Origin of the sequence: Sphingobacterium sp., assembly GCF_039596235.1 — a bacterium.
In the GTDB taxonomy this organism is placed as follows: Bacteria; Bacteroidota; Bacteroidia; order Sphingobacteriales; family Sphingobacteriaceae; genus Sphingobacterium.
Genome location: NZ_JBCNKE010000004.1, coordinates 223,689 through 240,408 on the forward strand (window position 1 = coordinate 223,689; position 16,720 = coordinate 240,408).

The 16,720-nt window shown below is 41.3% G+C and carries 11 protein-coding genes and 4 tRNA genes; 2 read left to right on the top strand and 13 right to left on the bottom strand.

Annotation, left to right across the window (positions count from 1 at the left end; translation table 11 throughout):
- Window positions 1–798: an AAA family ATPase gene (locus ABDW32_RS10785; RefSeq protein WP_343562239.1), complete on the bottom strand. Its 798-nt coding sequence runs from the start codon at window positions 796–798 to the stop codon at window positions 1–3.
- Between the two features lie 227 nt (window positions 799–1,025).
- Between ABDW32_RS10785 and ABDW32_RS10790 the strand changes: the two genes are divergently transcribed.
- Window positions 1,026–1,547, top strand: a complete 522-nt coding sequence (locus ABDW32_RS10790; RefSeq protein WP_343562241.1) for an NAD(P)H-dependent oxidoreductase — start codon at window positions 1,026–1,028, stop codon at window positions 1,545–1,547.
- Window positions 1,548–1,883: 336 nt separating this feature from the next.
- On the opposite strand, the gene ABDW32_RS10795 is transcribed toward ABDW32_RS10790, so the two are convergent.
- On the bottom strand, window positions 1,884–4,829 hold the full coding sequence (locus ABDW32_RS10795; RefSeq protein WP_343562243.1) for an insulinase family protein: 2,946 nt from the start codon (window positions 4,827–4,829) through the stop codon (window positions 1,884–1,886).
- Window positions 4,830–5,060: 231 nt separating this feature from the next.
- Here ABDW32_RS10795 and ABDW32_RS10800 point away from each other — a divergent pair, with 231 nt between their 5' ends.
- Complete coding sequence (locus tag ABDW32_RS10800) at window positions 5,061–6,239, top strand: acyloxyacyl hydrolase (protein WP_343562245.1); 1,179 nt, start codon at window positions 5,061–5,063, stop codon at window positions 6,237–6,239.
- A 124-nt stretch (window positions 6,240–6,363) separates the two neighbouring features.
- Here the strand turns inward: ABDW32_RS10800 and ABDW32_RS10805 are convergent.
- From ABDW32_RS10805 to ABDW32_RS10855, 11 genes are all read right to left on the bottom strand, one after another.
- A tRNA-Val gene (locus tag ABDW32_RS10805) sits at window positions 6,364–6,438 on the bottom strand.
- Window positions 6,439–6,473: 35 nt separating this feature from the next.
- A tRNA-Val gene (locus ABDW32_RS10810) sits at window positions 6,474–6,548 on the bottom strand.
- Window positions 6,549–6,556: 8 nt separating this feature from the next.
- A tRNA-Val gene (locus ABDW32_RS10815) sits at window positions 6,557–6,634 on the bottom strand.
- A gap of 9 nt (window positions 6,635–6,643) precedes the next feature.
- A tRNA-Val gene (locus ABDW32_RS10820) sits at window positions 6,644–6,721 on the bottom strand.
- 138 nt (window positions 6,722–6,859) lie between these two features.
- The gene (locus tag ABDW32_RS10825) at window positions 6,860–8,929 is read right to left on the bottom strand and encodes a putative porin (RefSeq protein ID WP_343562247.1); all 2,070 of its coding nucleotides are present in this window, start codon (window positions 8,927–8,929) and stop codon (window positions 6,860–6,862) included.
- Window positions 8,930–8,953: 24 nt separating this feature from the next.
- A complete protein-coding gene (locus ABDW32_RS10830; RefSeq protein ID WP_343562249.1) occupies window positions 8,954–9,769 on the bottom strand; it encodes a purine-nucleoside phosphorylase in 816 nt (271 codons plus the stop codon).
- A 68-nt stretch (window positions 9,770–9,837) separates the two neighbouring features.
- Entirely contained in the window at window positions 9,838–11,328 is a 1,491-nt protein-coding gene (locus ABDW32_RS10835; RefSeq protein WP_343562250.1) for a sodium:solute symporter, read from the bottom strand.
- Window positions 11,329–11,362: 34 nt separating this feature from the next.
- The gene (gene murQ / locus ABDW32_RS10840) at window positions 11,363–12,175 is read right to left on the bottom strand and encodes an N-acetylmuramic acid 6-phosphate etherase (protein ID WP_343562252.1); all 813 of its coding nucleotides are present in this window, start codon (window positions 12,173–12,175) and stop codon (window positions 11,363–11,365) included.
- Between the two features lie 24 nt (window positions 12,176–12,199).
- Window positions 12,200–12,853, bottom strand: coding sequence for a polysaccharide deacetylase family protein (locus ABDW32_RS10845; protein WP_343562254.1), 654 nt, complete (start codon window positions 12,851–12,853; stop codon window positions 12,200–12,202).
- A gap of 41 nt (window positions 12,854–12,894) precedes the next feature.
- Window positions 12,895–14,721: a glycoside hydrolase family 9 protein gene (locus ABDW32_RS10850; protein ID WP_343562256.1), complete on the bottom strand. Its 1,827-nt coding sequence runs from the start codon at window positions 14,719–14,721 to the stop codon at window positions 12,895–12,897.
- Between the two features lie 43 nt (window positions 14,722–14,764).
- Window positions 14,765–16,621, bottom strand: a complete 1,857-nt coding sequence (locus ABDW32_RS10855) for a PQQ-binding-like beta-propeller repeat protein (protein WP_343562258.1) — start codon at window positions 16,619–16,621, stop codon at window positions 14,765–14,767.
- Between the last annotated feature and the right edge of the window lie 99 nt (window positions 16,622–16,720).

Here is a 16,720-nt window from a genome sequence, read left to right on the forward strand (position 1 = left end):
TTATGCGGTTACTGTTGTATTCATTTCATTAAAATGTCCGTTTTTCTGCAATATTTCACGCGCTAAATTCAAGTAGTTGATTGCACCTTTACAAGACGCATCATGCATGATTACAGAAATACCGAAGCTAGGAGCTTCACTCAAACGGGTATTACGTTGAATAATGGTTTCAAAAACTAAATCCGTAAAATGCGTCTTCACTTCTTCGACTACCTGATTGGAAAGTCTCAAACGAACATCGTACATCGTTAATAAAATACCCTCGATTTCCAAACTAGTATTTAAACGGTTTTGAACGATTTTAATTGTGTTCAGCAATTTACCCAATCCTTCTAATGCAAAATATTCACACTGAACAGGTATAATGACCGAATCAGATGCAGATAGTGCATTAATGGTGATCAAACCCAATGAAGGAGAACAGTCGATAATAATAAAATCATAATCGTCTTTCACCTGGTCCAAGATCTTTTTCATCTTGTATTCCCTTTCGTGCATGTTGATCATTTCAATCTCAGCACCCACCAAGTCGATGTGAGCAGGCAAAAGATCAAGATTTGGTGTCTCAGTTGGCTGAATAGCATCTCTGGGATTCAAATCATTGACCAAACATTCGTATATACTTTCATTGATCGTACGAGGGTCAAAACCAATCCCAGAAGTAGAGTTTGCCTGAGGATCCGCATCTACCAACAATGTTTTATATTCTAAAACCGCCAAACTAGCCGCCAAGTTAATTGACGTTGTGGTTTTTCCGACCCCACCCTTTTGGTTTGCGATTGCGATTACTTTTCCCATCTTGAATGAAAACCTTTCTTAATTAAAATGTCATTTTACACTACATTTCACTTTCCCGAAGATCAATTTGTCCAAATATTTACGCTAAATTTAAATTAGCTTAACAAATTCAGCATATTTCGTACTTTTGATTGATCAAAAGCACATATCCTCAGGATGCTAAGATACAAAAAATCAAGATATGTATCCACTTTGAAATAGTGCTTTTTATAAGTATCAACAACACAATGATTTTAATAATATCCGGAACAAACCGTCCCAATAGTAAGACGTTAAAAATAGCAAAATGCTACCAGCAGCTTCTTAGTCGTAAATCCATTGAGAGCGAGATCTTTTCACTATCAGACCTACCATCAAACATTTTAGAAACAGATCTTTACGGAAAAAGAAGTGCAGCTTTTGAGCCGATCCAGCACAAGGTCAGCCAAGCCGACATGTTTATTTTTATAGCTCCTGAATACAATGGAAGCATCCCTGGGGCGCTTAAACTTTTTATTGACTGCTGCACCTTCCCGATCAGTTTTTACCACAAAAAAGTTGCACTGGTTGGATTATCTTCTGGAAGATACGGCAACCTACGTGGAATAGATCACCTTACCGGAATATGCCACTACCTTAGAATGCAGGTTCTTCCACTCAAGATATTCCTTCCTAATGTACAACAGGAACTGAATGAGAATGGGGAATTATTCAAAGAAGACACCCTTCAGTTTATCAACGAACAGATTGAGGAAATAGCACGGTTTTAGCTCTTAAGCGAGAAGATTATCTTTAAATTCAAACTCCCAACGGGTCTCCCACACGCATTCTACAAAAGGTTATCCGATTTTGTTGATATGCACACAGCCTACCGGCAAAACAATACAGGTAAGAAAGACTTTTCAAAAAACAAAAACGGCCTCGGAGAATTGAATATTTGAAAGAGAATGTTCAAGGAGGAAAAGATATATAAAAAAAGGTACTGTCCGACTGTGGACAGTACCTTTTCATTTATTCATGTAGTACTAGGGAATAAGACTATAATTTATCGACCAAAGGCTTAAAAACTCTTCTCGAGGCCCTATTTAAATACCAACATTTAAAAACTAATAACCGAATATCTCTTTTAAGTCTAGTTTTTTGACCTCGCCCAATTTAGCAAGATCTTCCGCTTTGAGGCCATCTTCTTTCGCTACGATGCAATACACATAAGGCTTTTGACTCATCTCTTTCTTATGGAACGCATTCAAATCAGCATAAGTCAGTTTAGGAGCTTGCTCATAAACTACTTTACGGATATCTGTCGTATTCCCCAAGCGTTGAGCCGCCAGATAGCTACTTAAAATAGATGCATTCAGCACACGCTCACTGGCAATGGACTTCTGCAAGCTCACTTTAGCAATATCCAGCCCTTTTGCGCTTTCTGGTAAGACATCCAATAATTCGTTCATACCTTTAATGGCCTCATTGAATTTATCGGCCTGCGTACCCACATAAGCCCCTACTGTATAATGATTTTCTTTTTTATACGGCTGTCCATAGAAGGCATAAGTAGAATAGGCCAATGCTTTCGATTCACGAATAGTCTGGAATACGATACTTCCCATACCGCCACCAAAATAATTATTAAACAAGGATACTGTTGGGGTTAGCGAGCTGGAGTAAGTACCTGATGATCTATACCAGAACACTTCAGCTTGTTTCATATCAAAATTGGCAAACAATACCTGATTTTTATTGGTCGGTTGCTCTGTAAACACCATACTTTTTGCCCCTTGCACATAGTCCCCCGAACCTTGTTTCAGCGGTTTTGCCTTGGCCACAAATTCACTGGCACTCAACGGTCCAAAATAAAGCAACGTATGTTTCATATTGGCCAGATCATGCAACGCTTTCACCAGATCTTCCGCTTTCAATGCATCCAGTTCCGCATCTGTAAAAACATTATTGAACGGGTTTTTAGCACCATATTTCGCATATGATTTTAAGCCCTCCATAATAGCTCCCTTATTTTCCTTTGCGTTAGCCCTTGACTTCTTAAGGCGCGCAATATACATTTTGAATGCCTCCTGGTCCGTCACACAATTGCGCAATAGATCCTGAATTAAAGACTGCGTAGCGGTAAAGTTCGAATTCAGGCCCGAAATAGAAACCAACGTTTCTTCATTGCCAGCAGAAACAGAAAAATCAGACGCTAATTGATAAAAGTCTTTGCTAAACTGCTCGCTGGACTTCTCTTTTGTCCCCAAAAATTCCAGGTAACCTGCAGCCAATGAAAGTAATTTATTATTCCATTTCCCCACATCAAAACGATAAGACAGCGAGAACAATTCATTATCATTATTCTTCACAGCAAGCACTGGCAAACCATTCGCGGTAGCTTTCTGAACATCTTTATTGTAATCTACCCAAACCGGCTGGATCTTATCTTCCGGCATTGCTTCTACTTTTTTCAGGAAGTCAGATTGATCATCACGATTTACTGTGACAGGTGTGATCTCCGGTTTTACAACCTTGACAACATTATTATCAACCCCTTTACGTTTATAAACGACAACATAATTATTCTCGTTCAGATATCGATTGGCGAAATTGACAATATCCTGTTTTGTAATCTTATTCAATCCATCTGAATAACTGACCACCGATGCCCAGTCCTGACCGGAGGTGAAGGCGTCCATCAATGCCTCTGCACGATCACCATAACTTTCATGCTGTTTGATCTCATCTTTTTTGGCATTATTGACAATTGCGCCGATCAAGTCATCAGAAAATTCACCTTTGCGCAATTTATCCAGTTCTTTCAGCAGCAACTGTTGCACCTCTTCCAGGCTCTGCCCCTGACTTGGATTTCCCTGTAGAATCAATAAGGAGTAATCTTTCAATACATATGGAAACGCTCCAGCACCCAATAACTTTTGGTTCTTCACTAGATCTAGATCGATCAGACCAGCCGAACCGTTCGTCAAGATCTGACTCATCAGATTTAATAGCTGTGCATCCTTGGTCGCTGCTCCTGGAAAACGGAATCCCATAAACATAAATTCAGCATCAGGCCCTTTTACCTCCCGAACAATTGGACTTAAAATAGGCTTTTCTGGCTCAAAAGTATATGGCGGTATTTCTTTGGGCTGCATAAAAGCGAAACTTTTATCCACCTTCTTTACAACCTCTGTAGGATCAAAATCACCCGACATGATCACTCCCATATTATTGGGCACATAGTAAGTATTAAAATATTCCCTAATAGCTTTTAAGGAAGGATTTTTCAGATGTTCTACTGTACCAATGGTAGTCTGTTTTCCATAGTTATTGTTCGGGAATGCGGCTTCGAACATAGCCTCAACAGCTTTGCGGCTATCCTTGTCCAATCCAATATTTTTTTCCTCATATACAGCCTCGAGCTCCGTATGGAAAAGACGCAGGACCGGATTCCTAAAACGCTCAGCCTGCACAGCAAGATATTTATCCATCACATTACTTGGAATCTGCTCCTGATATACCGTTTGTTCAAAAGAAGTAAACGCATTTGTTCCCTCAGCCCCCATGGACGCCATCAGCTTGTCGTACTCATTTGCAATAGCATACTTGGCAGCCTCACCTGACACCCGGTCGATTTCCTTGTATATCGCTTTCCGTTGTGCCTCATCGGTCGTCACATTATATTTTTCATAAAGTGCATCAATCTGATCCAGCAAGGGTTTTTCCTTGGCCCAGTCTTTGGATCCAAATTTATCTGTCCCCTTAAAGAGCATGTGCTCCAGGTAATGAGCCAAGCCTGTATGATCTTTTGGATCGGTTTTACTTCCTGCTTTTGTCGCAATGTAGGTCTGGATACGGGGTTCTTTCTTGGTTGGACTTAAAATAACGGTTAGACCATTTTTGAGCTTGTAAAATCTCGAATGGGTAGGGTCATTGGTCACATACTTATAGGTGTATCCGCCCTCAGAAGATTCTTTCCATTCAAATTTGGTGCTCTGGGCAAACAAAGTACCCCCCGCTGTTGTTAGTGCAAACGTAACAGCAGTAATTTTAAATAGGTTTTTAATCATATTTCCTTTTTCTTTTCAACTCAAACTTAGATAAATTGCTGTGGATATGCAATATAATTAAACACATATAAAAAACAATTTATTTTAATCTGCCGCTCATGCGCTTTCCTCTTTGTAGCTGGAATACGGCAATTTGTCATCTGTATTTCCCATATGCTTATTGAATATTGTTACAATGGTTTATCATTCTTATTTTTGCAAAAATTTAAAAAAACGCTAACGTTTTATTTCATGAGATCAAGCATACTTGTTTTTGTGATCTTCGCGCTCCTTTCCTTTCGTACAAACGCGCAGGTCACCCCCAGAATAGAAAATCAGAAAGACACATTAAACAACCGCCCTCCCGCAAAAACAAGGTTAATATTTCAGCTCGAACATGAAAGTGGAGGTGAACTCAAATTTAACGATCGTACCAAACAGACCTTAGAAGACTCCTATTACAGTGGACTTAACTTTCGGGTTGGTTTCCAGACACAATTTCAGGACTCATTAAAAAGTATCTATAACGAACTTTACAACTACCCCATCTATGGCGTCGGCATCTACAGCAGTACTTTTGGCCAGGAACACTTGGGCCAGCCTTTTGCGCTCTATGGTTTCGTAGCAATCCCCATCAAACCCAAAGTCAATAGCAAATGGAACTTCAATTACCGGATTGCCCTGGGCCTTTCAGGCCGATTCAACCCATATAATGAAGAAGACAACCCACTTAACCTTATTATCGGAAGCAAAAACAATGTATTTATCGACTTCGGACTGCAGGCCAATTACAGATTAAGCCGGAAATTTCAGATCGGTGCGGGAATCGCTTTTCACCATTTCAGCAATGGCGCATTGGCGCTACCAAACACTGGAATAAACCTACTTCCATTGAGCTTATCGGTTTCTTATACCCCAACAAGCAAACCATTTGATTACAGAAAACGTGCTGTCCCCACAATGGAAGAAACAGAAGAATTACATGTTAATTATGCATTTGGGTTAAAGCAGATTGACCGGGATCACGATGGTCAATATTTTAAGTCGACATTAGGAGCCTACTATAGCAAGCACTTCGGATACAAATGGCGGCTAGGTGCAGGAATGGACGCTTTCTATTCAGCAAGTGGCAATGATGAGAAAATTGCAGGGGACAAAGCAGGTAGTTTCGGGGCATTGTTTTCCTACGGTCCCGCATTTTACATCGACCATGTTCTAAACTCGCGACTTTACATTAACGGAAATGTGGGCGTATACTTACACCGCAATAAATTCAATGGAGAAAGCACACCTGTATATCTAAGAGCAGGCGTACGCTATAAAGTATATAAAGATTTCTTCGCCGGCGTCTCTATTAAAGCACATGGTGGTAAAGCAGACTTTATTGAATGGACAACAGGCTATGGCTTTAAATTGGGCAAAAAAAGGTAACTCCGGACAGCAATTAAAGCAAGTTTAAGGCTAGACCTCTGCAATAGAAAGAACAATACGAGCACTACACAAGCCCGTTTGTACCGCATAAAAAAAGCGTTCATTAAGAACGCTTTTTTTATTGTGGGGATTACTGGGTTCGAACCAGTGACCCCTACCTTGTCGAGGTAGTGCTCTAAACCAGCTGAGCTAAACCCCCTAACGAAAAAAAAGCACCAGTTGATGATGCTTTTGTGGAGGCTACTGGATTCGAACCAGTGACCCTCTGCTTGTAAGGCAGATGCTCTGAACCAGCTGAGCTAAGCCTCCGTTTGGATTGGTGGAGAATACTGGATTCGAACCAGTGACCCTCTGCTTGTAAGGCAGATGCTCTGAACCAGCTGAGCTAATTCTCCGACTTTGTATGGTGGAGGCTACTGGATTCGAACCAGTGACCCTCTGCTTGTAAGGCAGATGCTCTGAACCAGCTGAGCTAAGCCTCCATACTTTTTAAAGAACGCCGTTCCCTAATTGCGTGTGCAAATATAGCTTAAAAATTCTATTCTCAAAATTATTTGCAAAGATTTTCTACATTTAAAACCGCAACAAGCTAAAAAACACCCACATAATTTTCGCGACAATTAGTCATAGAACTTCCACGAAATACCAAATCTAAAGTTAGCCGTATTCATTGGATAACGTCGCACAGTATAATAACCTTTCGGATAAAAATTCTGATTTAAGAAATTATAACTTAAAAACATATTGACCCGCTGTATATTTGCAGTGATCCATAAATCCATAATCGGATAAGTAGAAAACTCGATCTGTTGATAGGCATTATAAAACTGTCCTGTTCCTATTGAATAATTTGGATTGGCATAAGGTGTATTAAATTTAGCGTCAATACCTATACTATAATCGATAACTTTATAAAAGAGATTGCTATAATAGAGACTGTGCCAGGTATAAACCTCAGGAATTGCCAATATATTCTGCTGGTCCGTCTTTTGATAGACCACCAGGTTGTCAAGTGTAAAATGGTTGAGTTTGAATTTCTGTCCCACACTCACTTTTAACATATTGGCGTTATCCAATTGCGCCGGATTAATCCATTTGTCCTTCCTACGGTCGTTTTGCGGATTTGGCAGTTCTTCAAAATAGGTATAGTTGTTCAGCAAAAAATACTCAACTTTTCCGTTAAAGCCCAATGTAGGGTTACGATATTGGAAAGCTAAATTTTGAATTTTTGTCTTTTTTAAACCCAGATCGTTCCAATTACCATAGGTATAATTCAGGTTCTCAAAAACCATTTCAGGAGATTTATTCTGCGAATAGGCAGAAAGAGTCACTTTCCCGATTTTATCGCCCATCGAAATATCCGCTTTTGCTTCATAGAGAAAATCGCCTATATTATGTCCAAAAACAATCTGGTTCGCTTTTAAACTGAAATCCAACCGATCTGAAAATTTGTAGCCCAGCTCTCCCTTGACAATTCCATTTTGATAGAAACGGTCAAATGTTGTACTATCCGGCAATTTCTTAAGTGGCTCAGGATAAGCTCCCTGATTGCTATAGTAACGCAATGAATCTACCTGGCTCTGCTCCACCCAGTTCATATCATGTTGAAAGGCCAGATTTAATTTGGCCTCGTTTTTAAAGATTGACTTGCCACGCAGAAAAAAGTTATACTCAAACTCATTCGAAACATTCGTAATACCTGTCTTATCATTATTAAGCGCAAATGTATTATTCGTGATTGGTAACGCAGCAGCCCGGTCGTTCATGTTCTTGAAAAAGCTATAGGTCTGCCTTCTTATGCGGGTGTTATGCGCCATGCTGTTCGTTGGATAGATCTGCATGGTCGGCTTTCCCTTATCTACAGTATCAATCCGGCCGACATAGAGTGACTGACGCAGGAATAGCGAATTGTCCCACCATTTTGATCTGGGCACAGTCGTATTACTAGCATCCTGAAATTTCACAGGAAACCGATCCGGAGACTGTATATTTTCGGGGGCAAAAGGTCTATCCTCCACGATAGATCCATTCTCCATTGCATCCAAGCGGTTAAAAACCGCATTGATCAATAAGTTGTAACGGTTATTTTTAGATTCATACCAAGACGCAATCGATGCCTTCAGATCAGAATAATTCTGGTTAAGATAATATCCATCTGTTTTCGTTGAATGGAAGTCAACATTCATATTCCATTGCGAATTGATGTTCTGCGATACGCGCGCCCTAAAAACCTGATCATCAAAAAAGAATCCCACAGCTGATAGTTCGGAATAACGCGCTCGGGCTCTAAAATATTGGACAGAGTCAGGATTCAATAAATAACGTTCCAATGCAGTGAACCCGGACTGAAATCCAATTGTCTTTTTGGGCTGAAATAATAAATCCCGTGTAGCCAGACCATATGACCCTAAGTTCACACTGGGGTTCCAGGGTAAATTTTGAGGATTGTAATATTGATAATTACGATGTGAAGTATCTATCTGCCTCGTATAAGTCCCCTTTTTAAGCATATCCAACGTAGCATAACGGATATATTTTGCAGACAGGATTACCGAATCTTTTTTCCCATCTTCTTTGGCTCTCGCCGAATCCAATGCACTGCTCCACTCCTCTTTGCTTTGTGCAACAACGCTCCTGGAACAAACAAGTAAGACACAAATTGCGGCTAATACGCGTACGATCAACTTCATCTAAAAATTGTATATAGTCTAAATTTACTGCAAAGCTATCAATTCTTTCAAAATTAATGTCATCTTAGGCTCCGCTTTCTCAGCGACAGCGACGATTTCCTGCAAAGACACGGGTTTTAGCTTATCGTGAAATCCCTCATCCGTAACAACAGAGATCGCGAACACCGGAAGAGCCATATGATTGGCAACAATCACCTCCGGAACTGTACTCATGCCCACGACATCCCCGCCAATAATTCGCATGAATCGGTACTCAGCTTTTGTTTCCAGATTAGGACCCGGCGAGGAAACATATACCACCTTTCGCGCTGTAATACCATGCTTTGATGCTATTTCCAGCGCCTGTTCAATCATTGTGCGATTATACGGCTCGCTCATATCCGGAAAACGAGGGCCAAATTCGGCAAGGTTCTGCCCACGTAGGGGATTATCAGGCAAGAGATTGATATGATCCTCGATAATGCCAAGATCACCGTTTCGAACCTCCGGATTAAGGGAACCTGCCGCATTAGACACAAACAGTTTCTTGACACCCAGCACTTTCATGATCCGGATAGGAAAAGTAATCTGCTGCATATCGTATCCCTCATAATAGTGGAGTCTTCCCTGCATGGCAACCACATTCTTACCATTCAGTTTCCCAAAAATCAATTTACCGGAATGAAATTCTACTGTAGAGATAGGGAAATTAGGAATATTGGAATACATCAACTGGTATTGAACCTCCATTTCATCAACCAGCTTACCCAGTCCAGTACCCAGGATGATACCGAATTCTGGCGTAAAATCTCCAATTTTTCTACGGATAAATTCCGTAGTCTCATTTATGCTATGATACATACGTACAAAAAAACTAAGTATCTCAAACTTAACTTAATTTTTTTGTACGTACAAATCAAATATAGCAGCTAATTATGCGAAAGCGCCTTTTCAGTTGCTTTACCTGGAGAGCTGATCAAAAGCATCACAAAAGTAATAAAACCATTAATGATAATCAGGTCCAGCCCGATCACATAAGGCGTATACACCTCGATCACATAGGTCTTCAGTAAATACAATAAGGTTGGTGAAAGCACACAGATATAAGGTACGGCTTTGTCCCGGACTGCAGATTTTGTAAAAATTCCAAAAACAAACAATCCCAACAACGGACCGTATGTATAGCTCGCCGCTGTAAATATCGCATTCACCACCGAATCATCATTGATCAGCTTAAACACGAGTATCACCAGCAGCATAACAATCGAAAACCCAAAGTGTACATAATTACGCTTTTTGACAAGAACGGGGTCATTGGGATTTTCCTTTTTATTGAAGTTTAGAAAATCCACACAGAACGAAGTGGTCAATGCTGTCAAGGCACTATCCGTGGTCGCAAATGTCGCTGCAGTCAGTCCCATCATAAAGATAATCGCCGGAACGATGGCTAGGTGGTTCAGTGCGATTTCTGGATAGAGGTAATCGCGGGTTGCCAACTTCGACACATCAATACCATTTTTTGCTGCATAGATATATAACAGCGCTCCCACTGCTAAAAAGAAAATATTGATCACCACAAATACACTTGTGAATGTAATCATATTCTTTTGTGCTTCTTTGATTGTCCCCATGGACAGATTCTTTTGCATCAGATCCTGATCAAGTCCTGTCATGGCAATCGTCACAAAAATTCCGCCCAGGAACTGTTTCCAAAAGTTTGCTTTGCTCCCCACAAAATCATCCCAAAAAAAGATTTTGGAATAGCTACTTTCCTTGACTGCTTCGAATGTATCCACAATCCCGAAATCCAATCCCTTAGCCATAAAATAGATCGAAAGGATAACAGCTGTTACTAAAAAGGTCGTCTGTAGGGTATCTGTTACAATGATTGTCTTTAGCCCCCCCTTATTGGTATACATCCAGATAAGTACTAAACAGATCACAACTGTGATCGCGAAAGGCACATTCCAGGCATCAAAAATAAAGTGCTGCAGGACAATGGCGACCAAGTACAAACGAAAAGCCGAACCGATGGTACGGGAAATCAAAAAGATGGCAGCACCGGTTTTATACGTTGTATGCCCAAAACGTTCTTCCAGATAAGTGTAAATGGAAGTCAGGTTCATTCGGTAGTAAAGCGGAAGCAATACATAAGCAATAATGACGAATCCGACTGCATTTCCGAGCACAAACTGAAAATAACTGAATTCGGATGCACCCACAGCGCCTGGAACAGAGATAAAGGTCACACCGGAAAGAGCAGTACCGATCATACCAAAGGCGACCATATACCATTTTGAATTTCGGTTGGCGACAAAGAAAGTAGAATTGTCGGAAGATCCTTTTGAGGTAAAGTGCGCCACTGCAAGCAAGACCGCAAAATAGATCACAATAAAGGATAATAATATAACTGGTGACATAGTTTGTTTTTAATAGGTGATTGTGATGCGATTGTTAATGAGTAGCCTGGTAAGCTTCGATTGCCTGCCTTACATTACCAAATTGTTCCAGCAAAGCAGCTGCATCCTCCTCTGTCGCTCCGGTCTGGTCCATAATAATGCGTACGCCACGACCTACCAACTTGTGGTTTGACAATTGCATATCGACCATTTTATTCCCCTTCACACGCCCCAGCTGAATCATTACCGCAGTACTGAACATATTTAATACCAGCTTCTGTGCTGTACCGGATTTCATACGTGTAGAGCCGGTCACAAATTCAGGTCCAACAATAACTTCTACAGGATATTGTGCAATTTCAGCAATCGGAGAACCGCCATTACACACAATACACCCGGTCACCAATCCTTTTTCGTTTGCAGTCTTCAGACCACCAATGACATAAGGCGTTGTTCCTGAAGCAGCGATACCGATCACAACATCATTCTCATCAATATCATAAGCTTCCATATCTTTCCATGCCTGCTCTAGATCGTCCTCTGCAAATTCAACTGCCTTACGGATTGCTGTATCTCCGCCGGCAATCAGACCGATGATCCACTCAAATGGCACACCATAAGTCGGAGGCAATTCAGATGCATCTAAGACTCCAAGCCGGCCACTTGTACCGGCTCCGATATAGAAAGTCCGACCACCCGCTTTCATTCTTTCCACAGTAATCTTAACCAATGCTTCGATCTGAGGAATAGACCTTTCAACAGCTAGTGGCACAGATTTATCCTCGTTATTGATATTAGTCAATAATTCATGAACAGACATCTTGTCCAAATCCTGATAATTCGAATCTTTCTCCGTTGTATTAACCATTCTTAATAATATATATTGTATTCCTTAATTCAATAAACTAGGTATATCAACGATTTGATATCCTTTCTTCTTTAATATGTTAATTATATCATTCAAATGATGATAAAGCTTATCTTTCCGTCTATCGTCTGTTCCCATATGGATCAGTATGATAAAGCCATTTAAACCAGACTTTCTTTCATAAGCCCAAAGCCCCTCTAAAATCTCAGCTGAAGATAAATAACGTTTCCCCATTTCTGGGTAGGTATAATCTGCAGCCGTCCGTATTCCTGGAGTATAATTGATTGAAAACAGCCCTATTTCTTCTGCCCATGCTACCGTCTGATGATTATACCATTCATAAGAAGGAATATAATAACGCAGTTGACCGATATCGATCCCCGAAAATGCCAACTCTTTCAAATTAGTCTTTAAATCCAGCAGGAACGAATCCCGGCTGACCAACAGCTCATCCCTGCTCCCCCAATCACTGACCAGAAGATGCTTATTGGAATGCCCAGACACCACATGTCCGTCTTTCAACATCTGCCGGATATAAGGTTTGAAAGCTGCCTTCCGCAGATAATCTCCTGTTAAGAAAAAATTCCCCTTCACATGATGTTGCTTCAAGCTATTCAAAACCGTAGGCGTTCCCTCCGATAAATCGTGCCCCGTAAAAACCAGAGCCACCTTTTTCACTGTAGAATCGCCGCGGACAATAGCCCCAAAGACATCTCGGGTTACTTTTTTCCCGCAGGCTCCTCCAAAGCCTTCCCTTCTTTAGCGGCCAGCAAGTAGATCAATGAAGCCGTTCCATCCATGGTAGGCTCATTGGTGCTATAGTCACCATAATCATCATGATAAACGGCAAGGTCACTCTGAAAATCAGCATAGCTATCGGGGTTATTCAGCTTAATACCGATCAGGTTCCGATAGGTAGATGCCATGATCGGACCATCCACCAGTCCACCGTCAATCGGATGCTTACCCAGATAGGTAAAAGCAGAATGCGGATCCTTCGGCGTATCGCCCCAAGATGGAAGCCCATACACCATACTTGTCCCCCAGGGGTTGGCACCAAAGAGCCAGTCAAAATTAGCCTGTTCCAGTTCATCAAACTGATTATCCCCTGTCAACTCCTTATACCAAAGGCATTGTATGGCGAACGAAGCGGTTAGATTATTACTGCACCAGATAAAAGGAACCCCTCTTAAAAATGCATTTTCGACAGCTCGCTTATTTACCTCTTCAATACCCTGTTTATAATATGAGACAATCTCCTCGCGATCTTGCCCTTTTAATCTTTTAGCCAATTCATAATGTCCCAAATTGATAAAGGGATACCACTGATAATGCGCAGCCGTATCGGTTATCATCCATGGTGTTATTTTTTCCTGTCTGGCATACTGCATGGCCTCCTCGGCAAACTTGTGTTTCTTTGTTACCGAAAATCCCATTGCCGCCGCCAGTTGCATATCATCCACCCAATTGTCTTCGGCATAGATATACGGTGATTTGACCGAGACCGTCTGTGTCACCCCAGGTTTTATATGTGCATATGCATATGCGGTCTCAGCTTTCTGCGACAGCAATTTTGCATATTTTTTATCCTCTTTCCCAAAAAGTACAGATCCCAAACGGAAAGCACTGCTAAATTTCCCCGCTGTAGAGCTTGTCCCTGTAGTGTTATTCATAAACTTGCCCCTTTGTTGTGGCTCCCCATCTATAAAATACACTGGGCGTTCAAACCCACGGCCATAGTAAGGATCCTCCTTGGGCATGCGCATACTGGCATGATCACGATCATCCGCAATCTGATTATACATCTGATCTGCCTTTGGATGCATCTTCAACAACCAGTCGAGTCCCCATTTAGCTTCATCCAATACATCGGCACGTCCATTCTTTCCATCTAAGCCATTTGCTAGCTTTTGATCAGCAAATACCTTTGGAAAGTCACGATAAGCAGCTAGCAGATGAAATGTCGCATTTGCCGAGGTTGTCGCATATTGCAAATAATCAGAAGCATCATGCCAGCCACCCCCCGCATCAATATGCGAACTATCTGCTATACCGACTTTACTGGCATACAATGTAAAGCCGTCGTGTGTATGACAACTGTCTTTTAAAAAAGGATTGAATAATGTCCGTTGCTGGCGCATATACCGCAACACAAAGTCCGCTGCCCCCGCATAGACGTCCGGAGCTACCCTAAAATAAGGTGACCTGACCTCCCCTAATTGGATAAAAAAACGGCCCGTATCCCTTAATGCCGAAAAATCAAATCGAAAACTCTGCACAAAAGGACCATAGCTACCATAATCTTTCCCAACAGGTTGAACTAATACTGTTTTACCTGTTTTTGCATCTTTAACCTCAAAAGAACGAAGCTGCCTGATTGATTTCCCGCCCCATACAGCGACCTTTTTACCTGTCGGAGTATAGCCTAATTGGTTGATTCGAATCCAAGCATTTTGCTGTGCTTCCGCAAAGTTACAAACAAAACATGCAAAAACAAGCAAAAAAGCTTGACGTAAATTTAAGAAGTTTAGACATTCTTTTATCATAATAAGGCATTTTATTTTTAATAAAATCTACTCAATCGGTTGTTTAAAATCGTAAAGAAACTATTTTTCCATCCATCGTACTGGCAACTACCTCATTATTACCGCATACTGCAACAGGATTAACCATGCCATTGGAAATTTTATATTGCCACATAACTGCGCCTGTTTTTGCATCCACAGCAGAAAGCAAACCCGAATGACTCGGCACAAACACCAGTTTACGATTTGTTTTTATCGCCGACGGTGTCAGTTCATAGGGCAATTTTAGTTTAGCTTTCCAAATCACTTCCATTTTGTCCCCCGATGAAGAGATCCCCAGCAAATCGCCGTCCATTGTTTTCACATAGACCTGTTTCTTATTTACTGCCAATCCTATAGATTCCCGCACACGTATCGTATCCTTCTTTTCCCGCCAGATTACAGTACCATTATTTGCATTCAATGCAGTCATAAACCGATCCGGAGCAACAATAAATACGCGGTTATTTACCCCAACAGGATTACAGGCGGCCGCCGAAAACATGCGATTGGCATGTCCATTATTCCATTCCCAGGATAGTTTTCCAGTTTTTGCATCCAATGCATAAAATCCATTTCCCCAGGAACCGAAGATCACATTTCCTAAATAATAGGTCGGCAAAGTCGACACAAATCCCTTGACCTGATCAAAACTCCATTTCAATGTTCCAGTTTTAATATCCAAGGCTCTGAATTTGCCATCCGAACCGCCGATAAAAGCGACACCATCATGCAGCAGGGGCGAACCCAATACAGCCTTGTCTGTCTGCAGCTTCCAGAGGAGTTTGCCATTTTCCGCGTTAACGGCATAAATAAAGTGATCCGAAGATCCCGCAACAACGATTCCCTTCCAGACCGCCGGTGTGGAATATACCTTTCCTCCGGTACGATAAGACCATAACTTTTTTCCCGATTTAAGGTCTAGTGCAAAAATATCACCTGCCGTATTGGAGGTCACAACCTTGTCTTTATAGATTGTCAGCCCAGCGCCAATGTCACTTGCATCTTCAAAAGTCCAGTTCACGCGGACAACATTCGCATACTTCTCATTGACTGCATAACTCGGCCGCGGATAAGTTGCCGTTTCCTGGCTAAAGTGATGGTCGATCAAAGGTACTTCTAACCAAGGTTTTTCTTGTGTACCAATTCCCGGATTGCGCTCCTGATAAATAGCCTTACCATCACCGATGGTAACAATATTATAGCCACCGACAGGTTTATTTGCCCTTAGATTGGATCTTCCCATCACACCCGGAATCCCTTCCCAGTCGTAAGCCTTATTTGCATGTCCATGGCCACAGAGAGCCAATTGCACATTGCGCGTTTTGACCCGCTTCAATGCATCAAACCAATTGTTCAGTGAGGAGTCCTGTGGATAATGGTTAATATAAATTAAGGGTGTTTGCCGGTCTGGGTTCGCAGCAAAGATAGAATCCATCCAAACTAGATTTTCACGCGGTATCTGCCCCGGGCTCATGCGCATATTTGGGCCGGAGTTTGTCCCTATAAATTGATAACCTTTATGTCTAAAGAAAAACGTTTCGCCGCCAAAGACGGTACGAAAAGTATTCGCCCCATTTTCGGACCAGTTTCCATCGTGATTGCCCGGGATTACATACCAAGGCAGCTGCAAACTATCTAAAATCTGCTTTGCCAATTTCAGTTCCTGATCAGCTCCAAATTCGGTAATATCTCCCGAAAGGATAACAAAATCAATATCTTTCAAAGCATTTAAATCTTTTACAGTATGTCGCAGATCGTCTGCTCCTGTTGCACCACCGACATGCGTATCGGTAACATGGGCAAATTTAAAAGACTGCGCAACGGATAGATTGAAAATGCATAATAACGCACCTATAAAAGCAATTAACTTCGGTTTCATCGATATAGTTTTCTTAAAAATAGCGTTTTTGTGCATAAATATAAAATTTAAACGCATTTTTATGCATGTTAATTTTGGCACTATAAAAACACTGACGTC